Source organism: Streptomyces sp. AC555_RSS877, from assembly GCF_019049245.1.
Classification (GTDB): Bacteria; Actinomycetota; Actinomycetes; order Streptomycetales; family Streptomycetaceae; genus Streptomyces.
The window spans coordinates 28,305-54,954 of sequence record NZ_JAGMUK010000033.1 but is presented as its reverse complement, the minus strand read 5'-3'; the positions used below and the strand labels follow the sequence as shown (position 1 = coordinate 54,954).

Below are 26,650 nucleotides of genomic sequence, written 5' to 3'. Positions count from 1 at the left end.
GGGGGGGGGGTAGCTGACCCTTTCCTTCTCAGGGCGGCTTGGGTGATTACGCCGTAATCACCCAAGCCGAGGGCTAGCGACTCCACTCCCCCAGCCGGTCTACCTGCCGGACGTCTGCGTATGAGGCCGGCTGCGTGCCGCAGTCCTGACCAGTCCTGCGGACCCGAACCTGCCAGTGCACTGCGGCCCTGAGGCGGTTCTGCTGGCGGAGCGGCGTGCCGCGGCCCGGCCAGCGGCCGAGCCCCTGACAGAAGAGGTGGGCCTGCTGTCGGCGTGCGCCGGTGACCCTGGTTGCACGGCGGCTTCTCGAGCACCGTGGTGCCCTCGATGGCGACGATGACGCGACGCTTTGGCTGGACCAGATCGAGGCGTACTCCCCCACTGAAAGACCCTCACGCATTCCTCAGCCTCGGGACATGCGTGGAAGCGGCCGTGCATGAGCTGAGGAAGATAGACCGCCTCACGGTGCGTCCGCATGAGTGAGGATGTTCTGGCGGCGCTCGAAGCTGCCCTGCACTCGTAGACGCCAGCCGCCCCTTCCCTACTCACGGCCGCTTGGGTGATTACGTCGTAATCACTCATGCTCAGCTTCATCCCCCAGCCGGTGGCCACCTACAGGAAGGTCCCGTCTCACTCGGTCGAGTAGCTTTCCCAACGAACCAAGCCGTTCGGGCTTCCGTCTCCGCGAACCTGTTCGCGCGGATGAACGCGCTGGCACAGCTCGCTTCCCGCCCCGAGCAGGGGAAGAAATGCCATGGCTCTCGACTGCCGAATCGGCCAAGGTGCAGTAGTGAGCACTAAAGAGGGTCCTGTCGAACACGAGGACCGGTGGATCCTGAACCTGCGCGGCATGCGAGTCACCAGAATCAGTGTGGACTTCCGGCTCGTGCTAGTCCTCGACTCAGACTGGGAAGTCACATTGGAAGCACCCATCATCCTCTCGCACGGGACAGCTCGTACCAGCCCATCCGAGCTTCTGAAGCCGGAGTCGCAGGACGTGGCAGCGGCTCTCGCTCTCTTCGGAGCGAATGTCCTGTCGGCGGTGGCGTTCAAGTCCGGTAGTCTGCGCCTCGTTTTCGACACAGGCCACCTCCTGACCTGCTCGTCCGATCTTTCCTTCGAAGCGTGGCAGGTGACTGGCACAACGGGATGGCGCTTCGTGGCGCTCCCTGGAGGCGAGCTAGCCATCTGGTCCGGCTAAGGAACGTGGCCCGTGCCTGGCCTCGACATACACGGCTCCGCCGCCTCAGCTGTGCGCCAGTTCAGCGGCACTGCCTCATCTACGGGTAACACGGGACGGGCGTTGCGCGTCGGCTTCTCGGGCATCGTGCCGCCTTGGGTGACGACGATGACGTGTCGTTCTGGCTGGACCAGATCGAGGCGGTACTCCCCCACTGCGAGACCTCAACGCAGTTCTCAGCCTCGGGCTTTAGGTTGAAGCGGTCGTCGTGAGCTGAGGAGGGCAGGCCTCGCAAGGCGTCCGTCTGTCACCAGTGAGGACGCGTCGCGACGGTCGCAGCTGCTGCCCAGCTCGTAGGCGGTAGTTGACCCTTTCCTTCTCAGGGCTGCGTGGTGATTACGCCGTAATCACGCAAGCCGAGGGCTCGCAACTCCGCTCCCCCAGCCGGTTGCAGGACGTGGGCGTGTGAGGCCGGCGGCGTGCCGCAGCGTCCCGCGTCGCCGAGTCCGGGCTCCTCCGAGTGGCACGCGGGCGGCCCCATCGGCCTCCTTGACCGATCGTGCGGGCCCGAACCTGCCAGTGCGCCGCGTTCCGGAGGCGGTTCTGCTGGCGGAGCAGCATGCCGTTCGTGGACGCATTTGTACGTGAGCTGAAGAGCAGACCGGCTCACAACGAAGCCGACTGAGGCACGTGAGGACGGGCTCGCGGCCACGGCAGCTTCTGCCGCACTCATGGACGGCAGCTGCTTCCTTCCCTTCTCACCGCTGCTGGTGATTACGCCGTAATCACCCAGGCGCAGGCTTCACTCGCCCAGCCGTTGGCTACCTACGGGAAAGGGTGCGGGTGATGCCTGCCGCGATGGTCGTGGCCAGGATCCAGCCTGCTGCGATGAGCGCCGCGGCCAGCCACTGCTGCCAGCCTGCCGCGTGGAAGGCATTCTGCTGTCCGAAGTCCACGACTGGCAGCAGTAGATCGAGGGCGTAGAGGACTGCGTTGAAGGGTGGGGCTTCGGCAGGTCGTGCGGCGGCAGGATGTTGGGCCATGAATGCGAGGGTTGCGGAGGTGAGCAGGATCATCAGCCATGCCGCGGCTCTGATGGGGCGGTAGCCGTATCCGACGGCCCAGTCCTGAAGGTAGCCCCATATGCGTAGGCCCGGTGGCTGGCTTGAGCGATGGCGTCGGCATCGGGCGAGGAGAACTTCGCGGGCTTCGGCGTCGCGGCCCTGGCGGGTGTAAAAGGCGGCGAGCTGTTCGTAAGGCTGAGGCAGGTATTCGCTGTCCGGCCGGCCGAGCCAGGCGAGACGTTCGTCGAGGGGTGCCGTCTCCAAGTAGGTGTAGGTGAGGCCATCCAGGCTTGTCTCGTCGGGCCAGCTGGCTGGGGCATCTGCCAGGACGTCGATGTGGGCGTGCCGGAGGTCGACTGCGCTGCGCAAGGTAGTGGCGGCGTCGGTCTTCATTGAGCCGGCTCGCAGGCTCTTGAAGCTCAGGCGTTCTGTGATGGTTGCGCTGGTGAGGCAGAGCGTGCTGGTGATGGCGCTGTTGGTGAAGGACATGCGGCCCTGGGAGACGAAGCCGTCGCAGCAGTCGACGGTGCCGCCGACGGTCATGCCCCAGGCGGTCAAGGTGTCGGCGCCGGGATGTGCCAGCTGTGCGTTCGGGAGTTCGAGGCTGGCGCCGATCTGGGCGTCGGTGAGGACGATGTGACCCGTGGAGGACAGGCTTCCGCCGTAGAGGCGTCCGCGTACATGCAGGCGTCGGGCGGAGAGGCTTGCGCCTGCTGGGTTGTACAGCACGGCCTGGGTGAAGTCGGCTGAGCCGTCGATGTGTGCTTCCTCCAGCAGGGTTTCGCCCCGGATGGAGACGCCAGAGCTGGCGTTCAGGTCTCCTGAGATCCGGGCAAGTGAGGCGTTCAAGGCGGGTTGGCCGGCCGTGTTCAGGGTGGCTTCCCGGAGGAGGAGCGAGCCTTGAACGTGTGCGCCGGTCAGTTGGACGGTTCCTTCGGCGGTGAAGCCTGCGTCGAGGGCGAGGGGGCCGTCGACGTGGAGTCGCTCCGCGTTGAGTGCGGTGCCGTGGGGATTGTGCAGTCGGCTTCCGCTGAACGTGCAGCAGCGGGAGATCCTCGCGTCTTGCAGCCTGAGTTGCCCTTGAGAGGTGAAGCGGTGTCCGGTCCTGGCGCCGGGGGTTCCGCCGAAGAGGCCGTTGCCGACGACGAGGCCGTCGCCGTTGAGCGTCACGCCGGGGGAGTTGGTGATGCGAGTTCCTTCGATCACGAAGGTTCCGCCGATTCGGGCACTCCACATGAGGACTTCGCCGCTGATGTCCGCGTCCCGGAGTATCAGGTCTTGGTCAACGGTGAGGCTGTCGGCCAGTACGGCCGGTGTTCCGGCGGCGTGGAGCCCAGCCAGGTCTGCAGTGCCGGTGACTGTGGTGCGGCTGAGCCGCACGTGACGGAAGCTGTGGCAGCCGTTAAGACGGAGAGCTCCGTCGACGCGGGCATCGTGCAGTTCCAGGCTGGGGAAGCGTGAGCCGCTGAAGTCGACGAGCTTCAGGGAAGCCGCTTCAAGCCTCGGGGCCTGTTGAAAGGAACAGTCCTGCAGGAAGAGGCTGCAGGGCACCTCGCATGCTGACAGGTCCAGCAGCCCTGTCACCGTGGCGCCGCGCAGACGAAGTGACGGTACGAATCCTGGCCTCGGCTCCTGGTCGCCCAGTAGCAGCCGGGAGATGATGCTGGCCCGTACGAGCCGGCGGTTGGCAGAGGCGGGCTCGGCGGCCTGGCTCAGATCGACGATCTGTCCCGTAGGGAAGGCGTCCCAGAGTGCCTGTTCTTGGATGGAGAGTCCGGTGCCGGTCATGAGTCGCGTCCCCCTGTATGAGTCGCCTCATCGGTCTGCTCTTCCTTGGGATGCGCAGGCGTGTGGGCAGGGTTCCGCAGGGCGCTTCGGCTGTGTACAGATCTGGCACGGTCGCCAGAGACGGGGTACTGGTGCTTCGTCTCAGATCGCGCCATGAAGTCCCCTGCGCCGGGGGCGAGGCAGGTGGTTGCCCGTGAGGTAAGCGCGTCGGTCAGGGGAGGAGCGGTTTGGTGCGCATGGCTGTGCTGCCTGATTACGCCGTAATCACCGGAGTGGGGGAGTGAGTGCGCGGCGGCAGGTTGATTACGGCGTAATCACTGGTTTGGCGGCAGCCCATGCATCAACTTGGCCTAACTAACGTGTCACTGAGGTAGATGATCTACGGCGTTAGTATGGTGCCACCATGACTACCTCAGCCACCTCGAGCGACCGCGAGAAGGTCGTATCCAAACTGCCGGGACAGCTCCGGCAGAACCTCAAGATCAGAGCCGCGCAGCTCGGCATCGACATCCAAAGCGCAGTTGAACAGGGCATCAGTGACTGGTGCAGCCTCGCCTCAACTCTCCCAACCCTCGACACAGCCGGCGCGGACTCCTTCTCCACCTTCCTGCCTTCTGGCCAATGGGAAGAGTTCCGTCAGATCGCCACGGACCGGCGAGTCTCCCTCATCCAGGGCCTTGCCCAGGCTGTCCAGCTCTGGCTCGACACCAATCCCACTCCCGACGTGCAACGTCCCGTCATCACCCGCCGCATCGTCGTCTGCAACCAGAAGGGCGGCGTCGGCAAGACGGCCATCACCGCCGGCCTGGGCGAGGCACTCGCGGAAGACGCCAACTCCCTGCACCCCGTGCGCGTAGCCAAGGCCCTTACCAAAGCCCTGCGCGCCAGTGAGACAGAAGAGGGCGAAGCGGTCCTGGAGGACGGCGCCCTCGACATCGAGAACCTGCCCGGACCCGGCCAGCGCGTACTGCTCGTCGACTTCGACCCGCAAAGTCACCTCACCAACCAACTCGGAGCCAGCCCGCTGCCGCTCGACGGCGACAGCTTGACCAACCACATGGCCGGCGCGCCCAAGGGCGACCTCAGGGACCTCATCGTCTCCGTCGACGACGACAGCTTCGCCGGCCGACTGCATTTGCTGCCCGCCTGTAACGACGCCTTCCTGCTCGACGTGCGCCTGTCCGGTGTCCGCGCCCGCGAGTCCGCCCTCGAGCGTGCCCTTGCCCCAGTCGAGAGTGATTACGACGTAATCATCGTCGACTGCCCCCCGAGCCTCGGCCTGAGCATGGACGCTGCCGCCTACTACGGCCGCCGCCGTGACAACGAGAAGCCCGGCCAGTCCGGCGCCCTCATTGTCGTCCAGGCCGAGGACAGCTCCGCAGACGCCTACGAACTCCTCACCACGCAGATCGAAGACCTGCGTAACGACCTTAAGGTCGACATCGACTACCTCGGAATCGTCGTCAACCTGTACGACTCCCGCCGCGGCTACATCGCCACGTCATCCCTCCAGGGCTGGGTCGACATAAAGGATCCGCGGGTCGTCGGGCTCATCGGAGACCTCAAGGAACAGAAGGAAGCAGTCCGCGTGAAGAAGCCGTTGCTGTCCTACGCGCCAAAATCGCAGCAGTCCGTCGGCATGCGCGCCCTGGCCAGGGAGGTGCTGTGAGCAAGGCCGACCAGCTGGGCAGCGGCCGATTCGGCGGGGGAGTGCGCCAAGTCAGCGCACGCCGGCAAGCCGTCGCCGCCGCAACCGGGGTCCCCACCGACGGTGTCGCCGCGCCCACCGAGCTTCCCCTCAACCGCATCAGCCCCAACCCCGACAACCCCCGCTCCAGCCTCGGCGACCTCGCCGACCTTGCAGGCAGCCTCCAGACACATGGCCAGAAGCAGGCCATCACGGTCATGAACCGAGACGCCTACATCAAGGCCAACCCCGACCGCGAAGCCGACCTCGAACCAGACGCCACCCACGTGGTCATCGACGGCAGCAGCCGGCTTGCTGCCGCCCGCGAAGCCGGGCTCGCCGCACTCAAGGTCATGGTCAGTGACGAACAAGGCGGCACGTCGGAGGAGCTCCTGGAGTCCGCCCTCGTCGCTAACATCCACCGCCAGGACCTCGAAGAGCTCGATGAAGCGCGCGCTCTCCAACGGCTCCTGGCCATCTACGGCAGTCAGCGCGCTCTCGCCAAACGCCTGCACCGCTCCCAGGGGTGGGTGTCTCAGCGCCTTGCGCTGCTCAACCTCACTCCTGAACTGCAGGAACGCATTGGTGAGGAGTCCATCGATCTGCTGCGTGCCGTCGGCAACAAGCCCGCCGATCAGCAGGCGGCAGCTCTGGCGGACCTGAAGGCGGAACGGGCGCGGAAGGAAGACCAGGTTCGTGCCGCGAGGTCTCAGCCTGCACAACAGGACGAGGTCGTACAGGAGCCGACTGCGCGTCCGTCGGAGGGCGACGACGGTGATTACGACGTAATCACCAGCAGCACGGTCAACAACTCCCCGGCCACACCCGCCGATGAGGAGCAGAAGAAGCCCGTTCCCGAGCCCGAGCAGGGCGTCCCTGAACCGCGCGGCGCTCAAACTCGCCAGACCAAGGAAGCGCCGAACAACGAGGACAGGCAGCCCCGTTCCCTGCCCTACGACGATCCGTTCTTCATCGGGATGCACCTGTCGCGCAAGATGGAAGAGCCGGCGTTCTTCGAACTGCTGCGCGTGCTCGCCCAACTTGGCCAAGAGCGCGACCCCGTGAAGTACGCGGAGATCATGGCGTCGTTCTCCGCTGAGTCGGCGAGTTGAGCCTGACGGGCGCCTCCGCTTCGACCCGTAAGAGGAGGCGCCAAAAGTGGCGCGGTGCCGTGAGACACGTGAAAGTGTGAGTCTGTCCAGAGTTGACGATGTGGCGGGGGAGTAGGAGCGTGGCTGCCGGAAGCGGCGAGATACCTCAGCTGAACCGGATGCACCGAACTCTCATCGGCGTGGTCGTCGCCGGTGCGGTGGTCATCGCGGGCATCGGCTTCGCCGGTTCCTACGCAGCGGTCCGTGAACTGGCCCTACAGAAGGGCTTCGGGAACTTCTCCTACGTCTTCCCAATTGGCATCGACGCAGGCATCTGCGTCCTGCTGGCCATGGATCTGCTGCTGACCTGGACCCGCATCCCGTTCCCCCTGCTGCGTCAGACGGCCTGGCTGCTGACGGCGGCGACGATCGCCTTCAACGGCGCGGCCGCCTGGCCGGACCCGCTGGGCGTAGGCATGCACGCCGTCATTCCGGTCCTCTTCGTCATCTCGGTCGAGGCAGCCCGCCACGCGATCGGCCGGATCGCAGATATCACGGCCGACAAGCACATGGAGGGCGTCCGCCTCACCCGCTGGATGCTTTCCCCTTTTCCCACATTCCTGTTGTGGCGTCGGATGAAGCTGTGGGAGCTCCGTTCCTACGAACAGGTCATCAAGCTGGAGCAGGAGCGCCTGGTCTACCAGGCCAGTCTCCGGTCCCGTTTCGGTCGGGCCTGGCGTCGCAAGGCTCCCGTCGAGGCGTTGATGCCGCTGCGTCTGGCCCGGTACGGCGTCCCGCTTGCCGAGACCGCGCCCGCCGGTCTCGCCGCCGCCGGCATCGAAGAGCCACCCATCCTGTTCACCGTCGACCGGGACCCCGCCCCGGCCCGGCCGGCAGAGTCCGCGCTCGAGGCCGCCCCAGAGCGCGAGCAGCCAGTGCCCGAGCTGGAGAGCGCAGCGTCGCAATCGGTCCAGGTGCCGGTCCCAACTCCGGTGCCCGACCGGTCTCGCGAGCCGCAGGAATCGGCCGAGGAAGCCGCCGAAGGGTTCGCCGAGGCCTACCAAGCGTTCCTCGTCCAGTTCCAGGCCGAGCCGACCCCGACGCAGTGGGCCTTCTGGCTGCGCGACACCTACGGTATTTCCACGGGAGCCGGCGCCCCGCTCTCCGAGGACCAGGTGCAGCCCCTGCTCCAGGTGCTGCAGGCGCGCTATGCGCTCCACCTTCAGGAGCCCGAAGGCTCCGACGAAGCAGAGCCGGACGACCAGTCCTGGTACGACTACTTCCACAGCGCCTGGACCACCTACGCGCACGAGCACGGCACTTACCCCGATGCCGCCGCGCTCGCCGCGTACGTGTACGAGCGGGACGCCATCACCGGAAGCGGCGGCCAGCCCATAACGGGCGACGACTTGGCAGGCTTCGTCACCAGCTTCCAGGAGCAAGAGTCCGGCAGCACCCAGCCGCCCCCAGAAGACACGGCCGTGGATCCCGGCGAGCAGGGTGACGAGGTGCTCCCGGAGGAGACGGAGAGCGAGGAGGAGCCCGCCAGCGCGGGTGCGCAGCCCGCGAAGGAGAAGCGCACCCTACGGGTGAACGCCGCTATCGATGACCCGCCGCCAGAACCGGAAGAACCAGCGGGGGAGCGTACTGCCCTCACCACAGTCGATCGCTACTACCTCGCGTGGGCCGACTACCAGACCGAGCACGGCGACGAACCGACGGCCGAGCAACTGTCCGCCTATCTCGCGGACAAGGGCATGCACGGCCGCGGCGGTCGACCCGTCAGCCCTGCCAACCTGCGCCGCTACTTCCTGCCCTCCCGCGTCTACAACGTCTGGGCCGAGTACCGAACGCGCACCGAGCAGCCTGCGCCGGACGCCGTTGCGCAGGAGTGCGCAGCCCGCGGCATCACCGCTCAGTACAACAAGCCCGTCACCACCGACTACATCACCGAGAACGCCGTCGACTTCGAGCGCCGCTGGCATGCCCTCATCCGCCACCACGCCAGCGCACAGCAGTAAGTCCGCCACCGCGCACCGACTGCGCATCCGATGTCACCTCACGCCCAGCAGGCTGCGCAATCAGAAACCCCTGATCAGCCGTGCATTGCGCAGACCTCGTGATCATTGCGCAGCCCTGCGCGCCGCGCCTGCGCAGTGCGCAGCCGAGCCCTCGAGCCCCCGAGCCGACGAGGAGGAACCATGCGAGCACTGCGCATCGACCCAGATGCCACGGTCACCGTCCTCGATCTGCCCGCGACCGATGCGCAATCCGCGAGCCAGGTGCAGGTCTGATCCGACGCCGTCTACCAAGGGATGTACAACCGGCGGGCCCTTCTGCACATTCACGGCAACGGCCTAACTGATCGTTTCAGAATGAATTGAGCCGCAGGACTTGTGCTGGGCGATCTTGGTCGGCAGGGTGTCCGGGTGCGTGCTGATCTTGTTCCTGACGCTTTGTGGGAGCGGGTGGCACCGCTACTGCCACCCGCTCCCGCGCGACGCCACCGCTTCCCCGGACGGCTGCGCGTCCCCGACCGAGCGGCGCTCGCCGGCGTGATGTATGTTCTGCGCACCGGTGTCGCCTGGCGCGATGTCCCCGCGGAGACTGTGGGCTGCTCAGGCGTGACGGCCTGGCGCCGGCTGAGGGACTGGACGGAGGCCGGCGTGTGGCCGCGTCTGCAAGCCGCCTTGCTGACCGAGCTGCGCCGTGCCGACCTCCTGGACCTCGACGACTGCGCCGTGGACGGATCACACGTCCGGGCGCTCAAAGGAGGGATCACGTCGGCCCCTCGCCCGTCGACCGCGCCCGTCCCGGCTCCAAACATCATCTGATCGTCGACCGCCACGGAACCCCGCTCGCCGTCACGCTCACCGGTGGCAACCGACACGACGTCACCCAGCTCCTGCCGCTGCTGGACGCGGTCCCATCGATCCGGGGACGTCGGGGACGCCCCCGCCGGAAACCGCGGCGCCTGTACGCCGACCGGGGCTACGACTTCGACAAGTACCGCCGCCTGCTGTGGAAACGCGGCATCAAGCCGCTGATCGCCCGACGCGGCGTCGCCCACGGCTCGGGGCTGGGCAAGGTGCGTTGGGTGGTGGAGCGCGCCTTCGCCTGGCTGCACCAGTTCAAACGACTCCGGATCCGCTACGAACGACGCGCCGACCTCCACCAGGGCCTGCTCGAACTGGCCTGCAGCCTTATCTGCCTCCGCCGCCTGCGCACCGCACGTTGAAGCGATCAGTCAGAACAGGATGACCGGATTGGTGAGTGCGGCGACGGGCCCGTTGGGATGGCGGACCTCGATGCGGACGAACGCCGAGTCCTCCGCCGTCGTGTGCCACTGCACCACACCTGCTCCGTCACCGGGAAGGGCCGCGCGGTGAACCTTCCCTCGATCGGTGTGGAAGCTGACGGTCGCCGCCGGTACGCCCTGTATCGCTGCGCGCACTTCGACCCGCCCACCATGAGTTGCGAGCAGTTCTCCCACTCCGGCGATGCGACCCTCCACATTGGCCGTGAACGACACCTCCACGGCCGCCGACTCGGCGATCCAGCTCCGGCCCGAGCGGATCCCGGCCAGGATCGCCGCCGTACTCAACTCCTCGGCGAAGACCACAGTGTGAGGGATGCCGATCTGCCCCTCCAAGTGGGTGTCACTGTTGCCCATCGCCGGTCGCCACGAACCCGTCTGGATGTCGGCTGCGAGGCTCCGCCCCCATTCGGCCAGGGCAGCCTCGTTGTCAGCATTCCAGGGCCGGTCTGAAGTCCATGGCCCGTTCCACACCTCCACCACGTCGAAGCCCTGGAAGGAGTACATGAAGTCGCCCGATGGATAGGGCACATGCGGGTGCGCCGCCACGCACAGGCCTCCCACTCGATGGACCTGGTCCAGACACTGATCGATCAGTCCGTCTCTGACCCCGTAGTTCCAGTCGACGACCTGGCCGGGGCTGACGCCGAGCGCGAGCCAGTGCCCGGTCTTCGTGGTCACTTCCTCACCGAGAACAATCAAGAAGTCCTCGGTAGCCAGATGTCCCCATACACCGGGTTCCGCAGCAGACCTGTGCTCTGTCGTCGCGATGAAGTCGAGCCCGGCGGCGCGGGCTCCGAGCGCCAACTCTTCGGGAGTGAGTTCTCCGCCGCCCGAGCGCACGGAGTGGACATGGCAATCACCGCGATACCAGGCCGCCCCGCGTCCGACAGCCCGCACCGGCGGGAAGCTCAAGCTCGACAAGGTTCTCCCCTCATAGACCTGTCGAGCCAACGCGCAAGCAGAGCAACCGGTTCCGTGGCATCACCGAGTTCCACGCCGCCGAGCAGTCGAGATCAAGGTCTCATTCTGAAACGAGCAGTAAAGCTCGACCTACCTCAGAACCTGGCCCCCTGGGCTCTGGCGAGCGCCTGGGCGTGGCATGCCCCTGTACCCGTTGGCAGGTCCCATCGTCGTCACGGGCCGCACTGCGAGCGGGGACGTGACGGCTCTCGACGGCGACCTGGTGCAGCGCGCGAAGGCCGTTGCGCAGACCGTCCGCGACACGCTGTCCCAGTGGCGTGAACGCCCTCCTGCCTCCCAGGAGGCCGCCGTCAGGGAACTCCTCGCGTACGCAGCTCGCGACGTCGCCCCCAGCGGGCAGTGATGCGCTGCGCATCTGCGCGCACATCGGCTAGAGGGCCTTGCGCGCCGCCGGGCCCGGCCCGTTGAGGAGTTCGTTGATGAGCTGCTCGGTCTCCGTCTCCAGGGAGCAGTCGAGCGTCCGGTTGACCTGTTGGACACGGGTGATGGCGGTGTGCAGTCCCTGCCGGTTGCCTGCCGCGGCCTCAATCCTGCACCAGTCGCGATACAGCAGCTCCGCGGTGTCGTCGACGTCGAGGCCGGTCGCGATCGCCTGGCGGGCCGCGCTGAGGTCGTGGTGAGAGCCTGCGGGGGTGCGGTAGGTGGCCACGGTGTGCGCGACGTCGATGATGCGCGCGATCATTTCCTGCTGGTGCGGCTCGGCCCAGGGCAGGGACTTGCCTCCGAACGGCCGGCCCCGCACCAGGGCGAGGGCCCGCTCCAGGTCCGGCAGGCCAGCCGGTCCCAGGGGCAGAGCGCGTTCGACGAGCTGCAGGAAGCGGCTCCAGTCGCAGCGCACACCGGGGGAGAGCCGGTACGGGTCCTCGCCGGAGCTGCGTCGCGGCACGTAAGGATTGCCGGCGGGATCGCTGCCCAGGGAGCGACGCAAGCCCTGCAGACGGGCGTTGAGGGTGCTCGGCGACCAAGGGCTGACGGGGTCCATGTCGGAGCACAGCACGTCCGCACTCCGCCCGGGCCGGAAGAAAAGCAAGGCGGCGAGCTGTGCCATCCGCGGGCCGTGGCCGGTGCTGTCCACGCCGGTCACCTCGACCGGGCCCAGGACCCGGATCTCCGGTGCGTGCAGGTCAAGCGCCTCGCACTCCTCAGCCTCCGTCGCCTTGCTGTCCCTGGCGGACTCCTCGTGATCGGCGGCCCCCGCGGCCTCTCCAACGGCCGGGGTCTCCGCGGGCGCCGGGGGCGCTGCTTCGGTGTCCGGGCCGGGCTCGTCGGCGGACTGAGTCGACGCCGTGGCGGTGGGCAGGAGGCGAAGTCCGGACGGATCAGTGGTGGCGGCGAGCAGGGCCGGGAAGACCTCACCGCTCACATCCGTTGCCGCCGCCGGCGAGAGGCTCGTGGCAGCGGTGGCTGCGGGCGCGCTGGTTTCCTCCGGAGCGGGCTGGGCGGGCTCATCCATCCTGTCGGGCTCGTTGGGGACCTCCTGCCAAGGACCCTCGGCCGCATGCGGCGGCTGCCCGGACACCTTCAACGCGGTGGTGATCTGCAGATAGGCGGCGTGCTCCAGGCGCTGCACCGTGACGTCGATGCCGGCGTAGTCGAGGTGTTGCGGCTCACTGAGTGAGGCGTTGAGGATCTTCGCCTCGGGGAAGTGTGGGGCAGCCGAACTCGCCGGGGCGATCAGCGTGACGGGGACGGTGCCGGACTTGTCGATGACATCGGCGAACTGCCAGGCCGTGTCCGTGTCCAGAGAAGACGCGCACAGCAGCAGATACGGCTGATGCTGGGTCTCGGGCATCTGGTGTGCTTCCAGCAGCCGCTCGGACAGATCGCGCAGTGCGTGGGCGGCCTGCCGCATGTGGGCGATCCGCGCGGTGGGCAGCAACTGCGGCAGCTCCTCACCGAAGCCCACGGTGACGACCTCGACTTCACTCGCCCACGGGCTCATCCCGAGCTCCAGGGCAAGCGACGTGCACACCTCGGTGATGTGGACCGGGTTGCCGTCCAGGAGCAGCGCGGGCAGTTGCGCGAGGTTGAGCAGCAGAAGGTCACCGGCCTTGGTGCTGCCGATCGTGACCAGCCCCGGATACGGTGCCGGCACCTCGCTGGCGGCCTCCTCGTCCAAGAGGACGGCATCAGAGGACAGGGCCCACCAACCGGCCTTCCCGGACACAAAGGGCGCCTGCGGCTCCTGGGAGAGATCCTCGGGTAACACCTCCAGCGTGCGGGCGCCGATCCGCGCCGCCCGCATCGGCGGCAGGACGGCGTCCTGCGCCTGAGCCACCCGGTGGGCCAGGGTTCTCAGCGCCACGTCCAAGCGGGCGGCCCCGTCCGGTTCGGCGGTCGCCGCCAGCTGTGCCTCTGCCGTGGATGTCTCCGGTCCGATGGCGATCTTCTCGCCCGGTTTGCGCCGGCGGCGCTGCAGCGTCCTGCGTAGGGCGAGAGCGCCGGTGACGGCGGCGGCCAACAGTGCGCCGGCGCCGAGAACAGTGCGCAGGTTCAGCGGGTTGCCGGCCGGAGCCGTCCCCGGTGACTGGGACGCCGTGGTGTCAGGGGAGGAGGCAGCGGAGCCGGACGATTCACCCGACGCCGACGCCGACGCCGACGCCGACGCCGACGCCGACGCCGACGCCGACGCCGACGCCGACGGCGAGACGGCAGACGGCGAGACGCTGACGCTCGGCTCGGGCCGTGCGGAAGGAGAGCCCTGATCCTGCCCGGGCTGCCCGGCAGGGCGACTCGCCGGGGCGCTGGGTGCCGACGACTCCGGGGCAGGCGCTGCGGTGTGGCTGGGCACGGGCGTCTCATTCCCTGCACCCTCGCCCGGCTTCTCCTCACCGCCGGGCTTCTGAGTGGCCGGGGGAGTGGTCTCCTGACTGCCCGACTCCTCGCTCTGATCGCGGTCCTGGTCGCGGTCCCGGGGCGACTGGTCGGGCTGGGCGCCGGGCACGGTGACCTGCTGCCCCGCGTAGATGACGTCCGGGTCGGAGATGGCGGGCAGACCGTGCGGCTGCGGTTTGCCCTCGGTGGCCTCGAACAGCTGATGCCACTTGGCGCCGTCGCCGAGTTCCTCCTCCGCGATCTTCGACAGGTAGTCGCCGGAGTGGACCGTGACGACGTGCTCGCTCTTCTGGCCGGCGGCCGGGGCGCTGTCACCTAGTTGGGTACGGACGCCTCCCACGGGATTGGCGGTATCGGGCATCTTCAGCTGCCAGCCGGGCTGCAGAAAGCTGTTCGCACGGAAGACCTGTCCATCGACCATGGTCCGGCCCTCGTTCAGGCTCGCGATCTCCCGCCACAGTTCGCCGTCCCCCAACTCCCGTTCGGCGATGCCCCACAGGCTTTCCGCGGGCCGCATATCGCGCACCGTGTACGTGCGGGACGCCGATGCACTCGCGGCAGACGACGGAGCCTGATCGGCTTCGGCGGCTGGCGGGGCCTGCGATGCCTGTCCGGGGATGGGAGCCGCGGTGGCGGCCGGCGCGGCCTGCGCGTCGGAGGCCAGAGCCGAATTCGTGGGCAGCAGGACCAAGATGCTGCCCACCAGAAGCGCGGCGGCCCGCTGCGAGGAGCCCAGACCGCGCGGGGCGCGCCAGGTCCGGCCCCGCAACTGGGCGATCAGCTCACGGACGGCGCAGAACGCGAACTGCGCCCACCCGATCCAGCCCACCGCGACGAGCAGCAGCAGGAACACTGCCCCGGTGTCCTGCCGGTCCAGCAAGTGCATGAGGTCGTCGTGAGTGGAAGCCCAGATGGCCGGGGTGACCCAGGCCAGCAGCAGCGGCAGCCCGGCGACCGCAGCGGCCAGGACGATCAAACTCAGCACGGCCTTGAGAACACGGGCCAGGGTGCGGCCGGCCGACGCGGCGCGGGAGGGGGTGGTGCGCATCAGTTTCCTTCAGGAGCAGTGACGCCATGCAGGAGGGTGGCCTTGCCGTGGCCGGTCACCGACAACGAGCCGATCCCAACCGCCGACAGAAACTTCGTGTCGTACGAGCCGGTGACGACGACGCTGAGGGTCTTGCCGTCGCCGGACACGCTGACCCTGCCGGTGGCACCCGCCGAGCGCAGGTAGGCCTGGGCGGCGGCCTGCGCGTCCTGCGGATTGACGACGATCGCGTTGCCGCTGATGGCCTCGGCGGGGTCGATGGCCTGTCCGCCCGCCCGGGCCGCTTCGCCGGCGACGTAGTCGGCGCGTTCCGTGGCGCGCATCTTGCTGCCGCCGTCGACGGCGACACCGATGATCCCGAGCAGCGCGACGACGCACACCGCGACGAACACCGTCACACCACCCCGGTCATCCAGCCGGGTTCGGCACCGGCCAGTCCGACGGAAGATCATCCGTCACCCCGCTGCCTGTACTGGTCCACTACCGAAGTGGCGGTCGACGTGAGCGTCTTCGCTCCCGGCACTCCCGGAAGCAACAGGTCGGCGAGAATGACCGTGCAGGTCACCGTCGCGGTGACCGTCCCTACCTGCCCCACCGGCACGCTGAGACCGGCCGTGTTGATGCTGACGCTGGTCGACGCGCACTTGATGCCCTGGTCGTTGAGGGACTCAGCCGCCGCCGCCTGCGCGGCGCCCTGCGCGGCCCCCGCTGTGCGGTGAATGGAGGCCTCCCGCGCCGCGTCCTCCGCTGCCGCGTCGATCTTCGAGCCAGAGGTGACAATGCGTCCCCCGGCGATGGCCATACAGATGAACATGATCAAGGCAGGGAGGATGATGGCAGCCTCAATCGAGGCGCTGCCCTCATCGCCGCGGAGTCTGCGAGCCCATCGGACCGTGTATCGCACCTGGTTCACCCTCCCGGGACAGTCCAGCGCTCCACCGGACCGGACGCGGACTGCGTGACCTGCAGGCCGGACAGGCCCGGGATCATCGACATGGCCGTGCCCGAGACCTGGACCTGCACACGCTCCCCATCGCTGTTCGCCGTGACGCTGTAGCCGCGCAGGCTGTCACCCGCGGCACGCCCCAGGACCTCGCGGGCCCTTGCCGTGCCGTCGGCCGGGGAAGCCTGGTAGGAGCGGGCTACGGTGAGACCCTCGCGGGCGGCCGTCAACGCGATCTGCCGGGCGTAGTACCACATGGACGCCTGGATGACGGCGATCGTGGCCAGCAGCACGAACGGGTAGACGATCGCCATCTGGATGGACGTATCGCCCCGGTCATCGCGCAATCGTCGCCCGCGCCACCAGGCTTTCAGCCGGTCGCCGCCGTTCATCAGATGCCGGCCAGGTTTCCGTTGTACTTGGCGATCACCACGGCGATACTCCCGGCGATCACCAGGGCGCCCGTGACGGCGGCGACCCAGATGATGACGGTGGTGATGCTGATGTCACCCCGGTCCGGGTGACGCGCGGCCTCAGCCGTCGCCTCTTCCAGGCGCGTGGTCAGCCAGCGGACAGCGCGGTAGGAACGGATTGCGGTGTACTTCATCAGGTGTGCTCCTCCACCAACCAAGTTGGAATGTGAGAACGGTTGATCAAACGGTGAGCATGCGGATCACCGCGGGGAACGCCATCAGCAGCATGACCAGCACGGCGAGGAGAGCTCCGGGGGCGGTCATCTTCTCGCTGGCAGCGTTCGCTTCGGCAGCCTGCGCGGCCAGCAGCTCGCTGTTGAGAGCGGCAGTGCGGGCCCGCAAAGCCTTGTAGACGGCGGCGCCGTCGGTGGCCGACCCGCGCATGATGTCGGCGACATCGTCCAGGACACGCAGGTCGTACTGCTCGGCGAGTTCCGTCAGTGCCTGATAGGGCGGGATCTTCTCCAGCCGGGCCCGGCGCAGTGCTGCCTGCAGATAGAGGAAGGGCCAGCCGCGGCCGACTTCGGCGGCCTTTTCCAGTGCTTCCGCGGGGCCGGCGTCGGCGGCCCGCTTGAGCGCGACCAGGTCCAGGTAGGCGGACAGGGCGTGCGTGAACTCCTCCCGCGCCCGCTTGGCCTGGTCTCGCACCGCGAGATCCGGGGTGATGAACAGCAGCCCCGCGATGAGCAGGCCCACGGCGGCGGGAACGTAGAACGGCAGGGCGACGCCCGCGATGATCCACGGGATCGTGACGAGGACCGGACAGAGCAGGCCGAGAGCGGCAAGTGCGGTCTTCTTCAGCATGAACTGGCCCGGTCCCTGCCCGAGCAGGGCCAGGTTGGTGCTCGGGACCCGCACTCCAGGCAGGCGCTCGAGGCGGGCCAGCAGCCACCGTCCCCACTGCTCTTCGCGGTCCAGTTCCGGCTCGGGCAGAGTCATGGCCGTCGGGGCGCTGCGCGCGAGCGCGGCCGCCAGCGCGGGCTGGGGGCGCAGCAGTTCCCGCACCAGCAACGCGAGGCCGGCGCCGACCGTGCCACCGGTGACTACGACGGGAAGCAGGTTCACGAGCTGACTCCTTCCGGCTCACGGCCGGCGACCGGCACGTCCGGCATGTCCGGGTCCTTGGCGGGTGCGGGCAGGCGGACGGTGCTGGAGGGGTCGGTGATCAAGAAGCGAGGGATGCGGCGGAAGGAGCCCAGCTGCCGCATCAAAGCGAGCACCCCGATGAACCCGGCCATCAGAAGCGCGAGCACCAGCTGGCCCAGCAGCGTGGAGTACGGCTTGGTGTAGGACGGGACGAAGAACCCGGCCACGACGACGCCCACGGTGAGGATGGTCATCCACCGCACGGTGGTGCGGGGTTTGGCCCGGTCCGCCTCGATGGAGCGCTTCTTGGCGACCTCATCGCGGACCGTGCCTGCCAGGTCCTCCAAGGCCTGCGCCAGACCCGGCCCGCGGTCGTTGACCGACAGGATGAGCGCGGCGACCACCTTGTCCGCGGTGACGTCGTCAAGCTCCTCGGCGAACGCCCGCAGCGCCTCCTGCGGCCGCCAGCCCAGCCGCAGCCGGTCCGACAGGTTGACGATCTGCCCGGAAAGCTCCTCCGGTGCACCCTGACGGCTGGTGATCATCGCCTGTTCCAAGCCCATACCCAACCTCAAGAGCCCAGCCAGCCGCTGGGTCCATTCGCTGAGCGCCTCCAACTGCCCGATGCGTTCCTGCGCAAGCTGCGCCGGGGCGATCAGCCAGGGCACGCCGATGACCGCCGAGCCGAGCAGCGTGCCGCCCACGAAGTTCCCCGACACCAGCCACACGCCGACGAACACCACGACCGCCAAGACGGTGAAGGTCCGCCGCCGCAGCCGTACGTCCTCAGCCTTTTCCCGGCCGCGCAGGGCCTGCCACCGCTGCCGCAGCGGGGCCCGGCGCGGTGCGGTCGTGCCCACGACACCGGCCACGGCGCCGATCAGCCCGCCGATCACGGCCATGCCGCACAGCAGCCCCAGCAACAAGGTCATCGCCTTACCTCCACTTTCAGAGGCAGCGGCGCCTGCCAGGCCCCGTAGGGCTGCTGCAGGAGGGCGGAGTCGAAGCCGACGCGGCGCAGGTCGTCGATACAGCTCGGATCCATCCGCGGGACTGCCCGCAGGTCACCCCACTCGGTGCCGGGGGAGAAGATCGTGTTCGTGGCGGGACGGCCGTTCTCGCCGATCCCGGTCAGCTCCAGGACGTGGGAGACGTAGCGGTGACGCCGCCCGCCGATCTGCGTCTCGTCCGTCATGTCGACGTAGACGATGAAGTCCAGGCCGTTGGCGGTCTGCCGGTAGGCCAACTGCTCGCTCAGATTCTCCTGGGCGAGCGCGTACAGCTCGGCGATCCGGTCGAAGATGATGTCCGGGCGGCGGGCGTGGATGGTGCACAGGTTGCCGCCCGACCCGTTCGTCAACGCCTGCATCATGGCGACGACTTCCGGGCCGCGGACCTCACCGACCACGATCCGCTCCAGCGACATCCGCAGCGCCGGATGCATCAGGTCCAGCAGGGTGACCTCGCCGGCGCCCCGGCCGGTGACGTCCTTCTCACCGTTGGACTCACGCCCGACCAGGGAGACGACCTGGCGGTGGTAGCCGTTGGCGTGGGCGAACAGCTCGTCCTCGGTCTGGATGGTGGCAAACCGCGTCTCCGGATCGAACTCCTTGAGCATCGCCCGCAGCAGCGTGGTCTTCCCCGCCTTCTGCTTCCCCGCGATCATGATGTTCTTCTCCGCGCGCACGCACGCGCCGAGGAAGTCACGCAGGACCGGGTCGATCGTGCCCAGCCGTACCAAGTCATCGAGGTCCGCGTGGGAGACCCGGTGCCGGCGGATGACCGCATACGTCATCGGCCCCAGCCCGGAGATCGCCTGCAGACGGGAACCGTCCTGCAACGACAGCGCCAGCGTCGGGTTCGCGGTGGAGATGGTGCGCTCGTTGTGCCCGGAACCACGGGCCAGCTCCCGCAGGAGCTCCAGCAGTTCCTCTTCCGAGTCCGCGATCGGCCCCACCATGCGGCGCTCGCCGTCGCCGTAGTCCAGCCACACCTCGTGCGGCCCTTGGATGATGATGTCCTCGACCCGCTCATCGTCCAGATACGGCTGCAGCCGACCCGCCCTGAAGAGCAGGTCGTAGACGGCACGCCGCAGTGCTTCATCTTCCTGCGGCGCCATCGCCTGGGCGTCCGACCACACCGCAACAGCCTCGTTGATCCAGTCCAGGCACCGCTGCTCTTCGCTGGCCCGGTCCATATCGGGCGTCGACTTGAGCAGTTCCTCGCGCTGCTTGGCGACCTGGGCCGCGATATGCCGAGCGACCTTGTAATCGACGGTGACCTGAGGAGTGGTGGCGCCGAGCGCGTGCGCACTTGAGGCAGCACCGGCACGGGCAGGTGCGCCGTTCGCCTGGTGCGTCCACGCCTGCAGGGGGTGGCCAGCCGGCGCAACCACACTGGGATCGGTGTGCAGAGGCCTACCGCGCACGGGTCACCTGCCCGCCCGCGGCACGCACGCCGCCCGGATCGAGACGGGCCCGCCGCACAGCGGCCCGCTGCACCAGCAGGGCACTGCCCGTCCGGGCGGCCTTCATCAGCGGCGACTTGGTGAAACGACGGGCCTGCTCGGCGCCGTCCGACAGCACACGGGCGTCGTCCGGCGCGTACGGCAGGGTCGCTACCACCGGCACCTGCAGCACCCGCTGCACCTCGCCCGCTGGGTAGGGACCCTCATCGATCACAATCAGCCCTACCTCGCCGACCCGTTCCTCCAGCGCACGCACCCGGGCTTCCGCGGCCTGCAGGCAGCGCAGGGTGTTACGCACCACCACGATGACTGTGTCGGCCTGCTCGGCCAGGACACCGGAGGGCCCGAACGCCCCGCAGCGGCCAAGGTCGATCAGAACGTCGTGCCCGCTCTCGGCTTCGATGCCGCGGAACATCTGGGCCAAGACCTTCCATACAGAGCCCAGGCTCGCCGCCTGCGCGGGATCGGTAATGCCCGGCAGCAACAACCGGTCACGCGGCGATTCCTTCTTGCCGTCCTCACCGCTCAGGTCGATCAGCTGACGCCAGAACGCATCGCTGAACTCGCCCTTGCGGGCCGCGACGGACAGGTTGCGCAACCCGTACCGGTCACCCAGCGTGCCCTGCAGCAGCCCGTGCAGCACCGCCCCGCCATCCGGGTCACACTCAGCCAGGATCATCCGCCGCCCCGGATCCAGCGGCCACGACAGCAGCAAGGCGAGCGCACTCGTGGTCACGCCGGGTGCGCCACTGCAGCCTGCCAGTGCGATCACAGACATCAGTTACCGCCCGGAGCGGCGAGGACCAGACGCAGCGCGCCGGCCGACACCCACGCGGCGGCAGTGGGGCCGTCTTCCGCGGTGGTGGCGACATCGACGACCACAACTCCAGTGCCGGGCGCGGCGCCGGAAGCCTTCACGACCCGCCCGTCGATCGTCTGCGGTGTGGTGTTGGACGTCTTGTCGGTGTCCGTTGCGCCCTGGGCCGGGACGTGGACCAGCTGCACCTTCTGGCCCGGCACCAGCGCGGTGGCCGGGACCTGCTCGGGCTTGAGCCCGATCGGCACCAACTGCTCACCGACCTTCACCAGCGAGTCCTTCGTCACCTGCGACGGGGCAAGCAGGGAGCCGGGCTTGAGTTCCACGGCGGCCCGCTTGCCCACCACCGAGTCCAGGTCGTCGCTGTGCACAGCCTTGACGGCCGGGTCCAGCGCCATGGAGGCCTTGCCCAGGTCGTCTTCGGTGAGGACTTGGCCGACCTGGACGTCACGGACCACGGTCACTACCTCGGTGCGGTTGCCGACCTGCAGCAGCAGGACAGCGACACCTGCGCCTCCGGCGGCGATCAATGCCAGAGACAAGGCGATGACACCCGGCCGACGCCTGCGGGCCGATACCCGCGGGGGAGCCACCGGTCCAGCAATGCGTCCCTGCTGGGGAACTCGGTTCGAGCTGACCGCGTCTACACGTTCTTGGATGTTGCTCAACGTTCTGTCCTTCCGGCGGCGTTACCTGACGACCTGCAGTTCGCCGATCGCCACCTGCACGTTGGTTTGCCGGATCTCGGTGAGCTGGCCAGCTGCTCCGCCGCCCTGCCAGTCGATCGTCCACGTCGAGGTCGCGGTCACGGGGTACTTGCCGTTCTTGGCGCCGACTGAGGTCTTGGAATACACGTGTCCGCAGGTCGGTGACTGGGCCATGCCCTCGGAGCCCTGATAGGGCGTGCCGGGTCCGTTGCACGTCACGCTGGCTCCGTCTCCCAGATCCCATACGATCTTCGACACCTTCGCGGTCGCGGTGACGGTGATCCCGCCCGCCGACGCCGAGGCGGTGTTGGGCCCGTAGGTCGTGGCGCTCTGGTTGACCCACATCCACATCGGGACACCGACCGTGTACTTCCCGGCCGCGCGCGGACTGGCAATGTCCGGCCCGAGCAGCGTCATTGAGTCAACTGCGCGCTGCGCCAAGACAGCCGGGTCGACTGCCTCTTGCTCGGGCGGCTCGGCCAACCACACCATCCGAGCGATGGTGAGGTTCCCTCCGTCTCGCGTGCAGGTCTGTTCGTACACGGCCCCGTCGCCGGGTTCGTGGCCTTCCCAGTCCAGGCTGCCGGCGGGCGGCTGCGGGTCTGCGAGCTTGTAGGAGCAGACATTCGCGAACTCGCCGTCGTCGCCCCCGGCCGACCCGCTGCCTCCGCCCGATCCGCCCGTGCCGTCGCTGCCGCCGTCTTGGCCACCGGCCTGCCCGGGGACGTCAACCTCAACCTCGCAGTTGTACAGGCCGCACGTGATACCGCCGCCGCCGTTGGGGTCCTCGTCTGCGTAGCTGTTGGCAGGGGCGGCGAGCGCTGCGACTAAGAAAGTCGCCGCACTGGCGGCGATTCGGCGGGTCAGCATGATTTCCCCTGGGGCTCGTCGCTGGTGACGCGCCAGCCCTCTGGATACTTTTCGACCGTGCTGACGATCATGTACTTCGTCAGCCGGTTGTCCGGGAGGGGCGCTGGTTTCTGGGTCCTGGCGTCGACGGTCTGCCAGCGCGAGATGTCCAGGCAGCTGGAGACCGTCGCGTTCGGGATCTTTCCCGAGGCGTCGATCTTGGTGACTGTCTGGTCTGTGACGGCGACATCGCCGAGGTAGATGAGGCCGTTCTCGTGAGCGCGTTTGGCGTCGGACTCGGCGTTCTTCAAGGCTGCGGACGCGGCGTACTGATCGAGGCGGGCGCTCTTGCCTGTGCGGTCGGCGTAGAGCTTTTCCATCTCCTGCCAATACGCTCCATACGCTGCGAGCGCTTCTTTCTTCGCCGTCTCCTTCGGATCAGGGGTGGCGGACTCCGTCGGGGACTGCGTGACAGCCGGGGACTCGTCGCTCGTCTCGTCCTTTTTGTCGGATGAGCTGCAAGCGGTCAGCCCTGCCAGGCTGCCCGCGATCAGCAACGCGGCAGCCTTCCGGTGGATGCGCCTCGTGATGGACGTCCTGCAGCGAGTCGGGAACGCGCAGCGGATGGTGCCGTGGGGGGACGTCATGGCCTTACGGGTCTCCTCGAGTGCGGGCGGATGCAGGACCGGTGCGAACGGACTCGGATGCAGAGGACGTGTCCTTGAGCGGGGCCTAGGCCGAGTCGGGCCGTCGGCTCCTGTGGTGGGAGCCGATGGCCGCTCGGGACGGATCGCACCGTGGGGCGCACGCCCACAACTCCGTCGGTTCGGCCAGCAGGCCTTCGCCGGTGCAGAACATGCCCAGACGTCGGCTGTTGAGCAGGCGTGCGTCGCATGCCGCGCAGTGAGATCCATCGATTTGACCTTGGGTGAGGTGCGCGAGATCGGGCCGTACGCGGTCCGGGGCGGCAGGGCGAAGGCCGAGCGCAGTCTCAATGGCTGCACGCAGCTCGTCGGTACGCGTGTGCCACAGGCCCCGCTGGGGGGAGAGGAGCCAGTATGGGCCGGGCGGACGGATGCGGTAGTCGGGCGGGAGCGCGACATACGAGGCGGCGCTCAGCGCCGAAGTCTGCGGAACGTCCCACGAGCCGGTCGTGCCCGGCGGCACGAGAAAGTACATGCCGCGGGCAGGAGGGCCCATGAGGACGGCGCCCACAGACCCTGACACGTAGGTCATGGTCTGAAGGCCGAGTTCCCGGGGGAGCCGGACGGCATCCCAGTACGTGCCGGCGGGGGTGAGGGCGAACCCGTCGACGCTGCGTATCGTGCCGCCTCTGGGGTCACCGCGCATGACACAGCAGCCCTGACGGCAGCGGAAGCCTCGCTGGGGTGCCCGGATCACGCCGGGCACCCCAGCCCAGGTCAAAGCCTGATCGCGCGGGGGCAGCGATCCCTGGATGGCCCTGACCTGGCCCGGTCATCAGGGGCGTTAACCCTGTGACCGGGAGCCGTTGGCGACTCGGAGCGGTGGGCAGCAGGACTCTTCGCGGATGGCGGCCTCGGCCGGTCCCGGTGCACCTCCTCACCTGTGCTCCTTTGCTCATGCTGTCCTCCGGTGCCATCTAGCGGCGGAGGTGGTGCGCAGCGGATGACTGGACGGCGTTTTCTGCCCGGGGGAAGCCCTGATTGGGCAGTTGGCAGCGAGCACGCCGATGTACGACCACGTGTCGAGGCTGGCCCAGCGACGAAACTCCAGCCACACCCGATCCTGATACACCACGAACCAGAGTGTCAATAATTGTGAACGATCGTGGCGTTGGGGGGAGCATCCCCGTACGATCTCGGTGGATCCCCCGATACGGGGGCAGCAAGCGGGGTAGCTTCAGCGAACCCCCCTGCCAGATCTGTCGGGCCACCCATGGAGAGCTCAGGTGAACGAGGCCGTCGAGCCGCCCCCGGTAGCGGGTGACACGCCTGCCCATGCCGAACCGGTATCCGCCGAGGACAGCCAGCTCGCCCTGGTACTCGCCCAGCTAAACGAACTTCGGCAACAACTCCCACCCGAAGCCCGCGACAAACTCGCCCCATTGCTGGACCCCGAAAAGATCAGCCACGACACCGGCCTCACCCCGGAGCGGGTGACCGAGCTCCTCAACGGCGAGAGCCCCGAACAACAGGCTTCGAAGGAAGCCGTACAAGCCCGCTTCCTGCAACGCCTGACCTTCCTGCGCGAGACCCGACTCAAACAGCCGGTCACCCGCAGGCTCAGCGGCCGGACGCCAAGGCCATACAGCTACGGGGAGATCGCCCGCGGCGCACAGATCAGCAGGCAGACCGTCCACTACATCTTCACCGAGGGCCGCCAGGCGAACCCGGAGACCATCGCCCGCATCGAGCGGTTCTTCGGAGCGCTTCCCGGCTTCTGCTCCTACACCGAGAGCGAAGCCCTCGTCGCATCCCTGCGACCGATCGTGCGCGAACTGACCTTCCTCAACAAGGTCACCGACGCGCTCGCCCATGGCGTGACCAGGGTGGCGGCGCGCAGCACCGAGGAACTCGGCCAGGACACCGATGCGATGGACAGCATTCTGGCCGCGGTCATCGCCGCGCGTCGCCAAGGTCCCAGCTAGTGCCGTGACCGGGGTGGTGCCTTGTGGCGGCCCTCGAGGAGCTTCCGCACATCAGCTCAGGGAGCCGGTCGAGCCGGTCCTGTCCGCCGGGAGTCCCGGGGGCCTTGCGAGGTCAGGGCAGCCAGACGGACGCCGGGCCGGACAGCACCTTGGAGGCGCGGTCGCAGGGCTGGCCGAGACAGCGCTGGCGCACCTTGAGATTGATCCGGCCGACGCCCTTACGGCTCCTGGAAAGGAGACGTGACAGGTCGGCGAACAGCGCCGCGGAGTCGTCCAGTTCGGCGAGGATTCCGTTGGGTGACGGCGCCCAGGTGCCTCCGGTGCCGTACTGGTCGACCAGGGCCGTGCACGACGAGAGCAGGTCACTCAGCACCTTACGGAGTTCGGCGATGTCCTCTGGTGTGTAGTCCTCGGTCGCCCTTACCTGATTCATGAGGCCCGCTCCGTGTGCGGGAAGGCCGATACGAACAGGGAGGAGCCTGTCTCCGAACCTGCCGCCAGGCAACCGGTGCGGCTTGGCCGGGACGCGGGCCCCACGGTGCCCGCTAAGCGGGTGCCCGTGGCGCGCTGTTCTGCGGATCGTGGGCCCCAGCCCAGGTCTCGTCCCGCCGCATTGCCCAGTGCCGGCTCTTCGCCGCAGGCTGACGCTTTGCGCATGTGGTCCTCTCTCGTTGGCACCGGCTCGATCGTGACCTCGGTCTGCAGTCTGTGGAGCAACGGCCAAGGATTGCGCGCTTGAGCAGCCCTGGTGGCGGTTCGGGCCGGTGAGATCGCAGGTTCAGATCCTGCTGGAGCACTCACCAAAGTGTCAATGATCGTGGACAGTTTGGCTTAGAGTGGTGATCATGCGCATGAAAATCTTTGCAGTCGTCGGGTGCACCCTCGTGCTGGCCACGGCCTGCGCGGAAGGAGACAAGGATGACGCCGGCAGCACACCAGCACCGACAGCGTCCGTGCTCCCACAGAAGCTGACGAAGCCCGCCGCAACCGTCGTTGACGACGAGATAAAGCCCTCGCCAGCCGAAGACGCCCCCTTCGCGGATCAGCTGGAATACGAGCTGCGGCGCCGCACCGTCAAGATGGCTCACACGGAGGGCGAGACCACCGCCACGTGCCCCAGCAACCTCGCCTCCACGAGGTCCACCAGGGCGACCTGCACCACCACATTCGACGGACTCAAAGTCGAGTGGGCCGTGACGATCGGCGACAACGCCGCCTGGTCCGACAACTACGTGCAGTACGAGGCGACCCCGAACACGGGCATCCTCACGCGCGACGGAGTCGCCGGATACCTCTACGGGAACAACAAGGGCTACATCGACTACGCCCTGTGCAGCAACATCCCCGAGGCCGTCCTTGTCCCCCTGGACAAGGACACCAAGTACCGCTGTGAGGTGGTCCGCAAGGGCAAGAAGCCCACCGGTTTCTCCAATAAGGTCTGGGCCACCAAAGTGGGACCGCGGTCTTACTGACCACCGCCCTCCGCCATGGCCGCAGCGCCGGCCTGGCCGCGGAATGAGCAGGGGATGCCTCAGCCCTCTCCGGCCACGGCACCCCCTGCACCGCGCTACGAGCGCGGTGTCCGCAGACGAAGTTTGTCTCTCACGCCGGAGAGGAACTTGCCGATCATGATGGCGCGCATGACTCCGGTCGGTATACCTAGAGGGAATGGGGCCATATGAGTCC

General features: G+C 68.0%; 22 protein-coding genes and 1 pseudogene. 8 read left to right on the top strand and 15 right to left on the bottom strand.

Annotated features, from left to right (window positions below; genetic code table 11):
• Positions 1-790 precede the first annotated feature (790 nt).
• Positions 791-1,201, top strand: coding sequence for a DUF6188 family protein (locus KUM49_RS15810; protein WP_217237480.1), 411 nt, complete (start codon positions 791-793; stop codon positions 1,199-1,201).
• A gap of 800 nt (positions 1,202-2,001) precedes the next feature.
• Here the strand turns inward: KUM49_RS15810 and KUM49_RS15805 are convergent.
• Positions 2,002-4,032 carry a hypothetical protein gene (locus KUM49_RS15805; protein WP_217237479.1) on the bottom strand — a complete coding sequence of 677 codons (2,031 nt, stop codon included), beginning with the start codon at positions 4,030-4,032 and terminating at the stop codon, positions 2,002-2,004.
• Between the two features lie 403 nt (positions 4,033-4,435).
• On the opposite strand from KUM49_RS15805, the gene KUM49_RS15800 reads away from it, so the two are divergent.
• The 4 genes and pseudogenes from KUM49_RS15800 (at position 4,436) to KUM49_RS15785 (ending at position 10,048) form a co-directional block, all read left to right on the top strand.
• On the top strand, positions 4,436-5,701 hold the full coding sequence (locus tag KUM49_RS15800; RefSeq protein WP_217237478.1) for a ParA family protein: 1,266 nt from the start codon (positions 4,436-4,438) through the stop codon (positions 5,699-5,701).
• Entirely contained in the window at positions 5,698-6,831 is a 1,134-nt protein-coding gene (locus tag KUM49_RS15795; protein WP_217237477.1) for a ParB/RepB/Spo0J family partition protein, read from the top strand. Before KUM49_RS15800 ends, KUM49_RS15795 begins: the two co-directional genes overlap by 4 nt.
• Before the next feature lie 158 nt (positions 6,832-6,989).
• Positions 6,990-7,662, top strand: a pseudogene (locus tag KUM49_RS50695) (DUF2637 domain-containing protein); the annotation flags it as partial.
• 1,577 nt (positions 7,663-9,239) lie between these two features.
• Positions 9,240-10,048 (top strand): IS5 family transposase gene (locus KUM49_RS15785; protein WP_374200156.1). Its coding sequence is split into 2 segments (ribosomal slippage): positions 9,240-9,588 and positions 9,588-10,048, totalling 810 coding nucleotides; the frame shifts between segments, so codons are not numbered across the junction.
• A gap of 9 nt (positions 10,049-10,057) precedes the next feature.
• On the opposite strand, the gene KUM49_RS15780 is transcribed toward KUM49_RS15785, so the two are convergent.
• Positions 10,058-11,080 carry a CehA/McbA family metallohydrolase gene (locus KUM49_RS15780; protein ID WP_254401315.1) on the bottom strand — a complete coding sequence of 341 codons (1,023 nt, stop codon included), beginning with the start codon at positions 11,078-11,080 and terminating at the stop codon, positions 10,058-10,060.
• A 163-nt stretch (positions 11,081-11,243) separates the two neighbouring features.
• Here KUM49_RS15780 and KUM49_RS15775 point away from each other — a divergent pair, with 163 nt between their 5' ends.
• Positions 11,244-11,453, top strand: coding sequence for a hypothetical protein (locus KUM49_RS15775; RefSeq protein WP_217237475.1), 210 nt, complete (start codon positions 11,244-11,246; stop codon positions 11,451-11,453).
• A 27-nt stretch (positions 11,454-11,480) separates the two neighbouring features.
• Here KUM49_RS15775 and KUM49_RS15770 read toward each other — a convergent pair whose 3' ends face one another.
• The 12 genes from KUM49_RS15770 to KUM49_RS48310 form a co-directional block, all read right to left on the bottom strand.
• Positions 11,481-14,993 carry a LysM peptidoglycan-binding domain-containing protein gene (locus tag KUM49_RS15770; RefSeq protein WP_217237474.1) on the bottom strand — a complete coding sequence of 1,171 codons (3,513 nt, stop codon included), beginning with the start codon at positions 14,991-14,993 and terminating at the stop codon, positions 11,481-11,483.
• Positions 14,993-15,445, bottom strand: coding sequence for a pilus assembly protein TadG-related protein (locus KUM49_RS15765; protein ID WP_217237473.1), 453 nt, complete (start codon positions 15,443-15,445; stop codon positions 14,993-14,995). Before KUM49_RS15765 ends, KUM49_RS15770 begins: the two co-directional genes overlap by 1 nt.
• Positions 15,442-15,906: a TadE/TadG family type IV pilus assembly protein gene (locus KUM49_RS15760; protein WP_217237472.1), complete on the bottom strand. Its 465-nt coding sequence runs from the start codon at positions 15,904-15,906 to the stop codon at positions 15,442-15,444. The genes KUM49_RS15765 and KUM49_RS15760 overlap by 4 nt, the downstream gene beginning before the upstream one ends.
• Positions 15,903-16,328 carry a TadE family protein gene (locus KUM49_RS15755; protein ID WP_217237471.1) on the bottom strand — a complete coding sequence of 142 codons (426 nt, stop codon included), beginning with the start codon at positions 16,326-16,328 and terminating at the stop codon, positions 15,903-15,905. Before KUM49_RS15755 ends, KUM49_RS15760 begins: the two co-directional genes overlap by 4 nt.
• Positions 16,328-16,543, bottom strand: coding sequence for a hypothetical protein (locus KUM49_RS15750; protein ID WP_217237470.1), 216 nt, complete (start codon positions 16,541-16,543; stop codon positions 16,328-16,330). Before KUM49_RS15750 ends, KUM49_RS15755 begins: the two co-directional genes overlap by 1 nt.
• 46 nt (positions 16,544-16,589) lie before the next feature.
• Entirely contained in the window at positions 16,590-17,474 is an 885-nt protein-coding gene (locus KUM49_RS15745) for a type II secretion system F family protein (protein WP_217237469.1), read from the bottom strand.
• Positions 17,471-18,427: a type II secretion system F family protein gene (locus KUM49_RS15740; protein WP_217237468.1), complete on the bottom strand. Its 957-nt coding sequence runs from the start codon at positions 18,425-18,427 to the stop codon at positions 17,471-17,473. The genes KUM49_RS15745 and KUM49_RS15740 overlap by 4 nt, the downstream gene beginning before the upstream one ends.
• Positions 18,424-19,923: a CpaF/VirB11 family protein gene (locus tag KUM49_RS15735; RefSeq protein ID WP_217237467.1), complete on the bottom strand. Its 1,500-nt coding sequence runs from the start codon at positions 19,921-19,923 to the stop codon at positions 18,424-18,426. The genes KUM49_RS15740 and KUM49_RS15735 overlap by 4 nt, the downstream gene beginning before the upstream one ends.
• Positions 19,913-20,740: a hypothetical protein gene (locus tag KUM49_RS15730; RefSeq protein WP_217237466.1), complete on the bottom strand. Its 828-nt coding sequence runs from the start codon at positions 20,738-20,740 to the stop codon at positions 19,913-19,915. Before KUM49_RS15730 ends, KUM49_RS15735 begins: the two co-directional genes overlap by 11 nt.
• Positions 20,740-21,384: an SAF domain-containing protein gene (locus KUM49_RS15725; protein ID WP_308406636.1), complete on the bottom strand. Its 645-nt coding sequence runs from the start codon at positions 21,382-21,384 to the stop codon at positions 20,740-20,742. Before KUM49_RS15725 ends, KUM49_RS15730 begins: the two co-directional genes overlap by 1 nt.
• A gap of 84 nt (positions 21,385-21,468) precedes the next feature.
• Positions 21,469-22,356 (bottom strand): ATP/GTP-binding protein, encoded by an 888-nt coding sequence (locus tag KUM49_RS15720; RefSeq protein WP_217237464.1) that lies wholly within the window; start codon positions 22,354-22,356, stop codon positions 21,469-21,471.
• Positions 22,350-22,982, bottom strand: a complete 633-nt coding sequence (locus KUM49_RS48310) for a hypothetical protein (RefSeq protein ID WP_254401312.1) — start codon at positions 22,980-22,982, stop codon at positions 22,350-22,352. Before KUM49_RS48310 ends, KUM49_RS15720 begins: the two co-directional genes overlap by 7 nt.
• Positions 22,983-24,265: 1,283 nt before the next feature.
• Between KUM49_RS48310 and KUM49_RS15710 the strand changes: the two genes are divergently transcribed.
• Positions 24,266-24,964, top strand: a complete 699-nt coding sequence (locus KUM49_RS15710) for a hypothetical protein (RefSeq protein WP_217237463.1) — start codon at positions 24,266-24,268, stop codon at positions 24,962-24,964.
• A gap of 112 nt (positions 24,965-25,076) precedes the next feature.
• Here KUM49_RS15710 and KUM49_RS15705 read toward each other — a convergent pair whose 3' ends face one another.
• Positions 25,077-25,397 carry a hypothetical protein gene (locus KUM49_RS15705; protein WP_217237462.1) on the bottom strand — a complete coding sequence of 107 codons (321 nt, stop codon included), beginning with the start codon at positions 25,395-25,397 and terminating at the stop codon, positions 25,077-25,079.
• A 412-nt stretch (positions 25,398-25,809) separates the two neighbouring features.
• Between KUM49_RS15705 and KUM49_RS15700 the strand changes: the two genes are divergently transcribed.
• Positions 25,810-26,436: a hypothetical protein gene (locus KUM49_RS15700; protein ID WP_217237461.1), complete on the top strand. Its 627-nt coding sequence runs from the start codon at positions 25,810-25,812 to the stop codon at positions 26,434-26,436.
• The last annotated feature ends 214 nt before the right edge of the window (positions 26,437-26,650 follow it).

Coding starts and splice junctions, on each gene's coding strand:
- KUM49_RS15805 (WP_217237479.1), bottom strand. CDS start 4,032: ATGACCGGCACCGGACTCTCCATCCAAGAACAGGCACTCTGGGACGCC.
- KUM49_RS15800 (WP_217237478.1), top strand. CDS start 4,436: ATGACTACCTCAGCCACCTCGAGCGACCGCGAGAAGGTCGTATCCAAA.
- KUM49_RS15770 (WP_217237474.1), bottom strand. CDS start 14,993: ATGCGCACCACCCCCTCCCGCGCCGCGTCGGCCGGCCGCACCCTGGCC.
- KUM49_RS15765 (WP_217237473.1), bottom strand. CDS start 15,445: ATGATCTTCCGTCGGACTGGCCGGTGCCGAACCCGGCTGGATGACCGG.
- KUM49_RS15755 (WP_217237471.1), bottom strand. CDS start 16,328: ATGAACGGCGGCGACCGGCTGAAAGCCTGGTGGCGCGGGCGACGATTG.
- KUM49_RS15750 (WP_217237470.1), bottom strand. CDS start 16,543: ATGAAGTACACCGCAATCCGTTCCTACCGCGCTGTCCGCTGGCTGACC.
- KUM49_RS15740 (WP_217237468.1), bottom strand. CDS start 18,427: ATGACCTTGTTGCTGGGGCTGCTGTGCGGCATGGCCGTGATCGGCGGG.
- KUM49_RS15730 (WP_217237466.1), bottom strand. CDS start 20,740: ATGTCTGTGATCGCACTGGCAGGCTGCAGTGGCGCACCCGGCGTGACC.
- KUM49_RS15720 (WP_217237464.1), bottom strand. CDS start 22,356: ATGCTGACCCGCCGAATCGCCGCCAGTGCGGCGACTTTCTTAGTCGCA.
- KUM49_RS48310 (WP_254401312.1), bottom strand. CDS start 22,982: ATGACGTCCCCCCACGGCACCATCCGCTGCGCGTTCCCGACTCGCTGC.
- KUM49_RS15705 (WP_217237462.1), bottom strand. CDS start 25,397: ATGAATCAGGTAAGGGCGACCGAGGACTACACACCAGAGGACATCGCC.
- KUM49_RS15700 (WP_217237461.1), top strand. CDS start 25,810: ATGCGCATGAAAATCTTTGCAGTCGTCGGGTGCACCCTCGTGCTGGCC.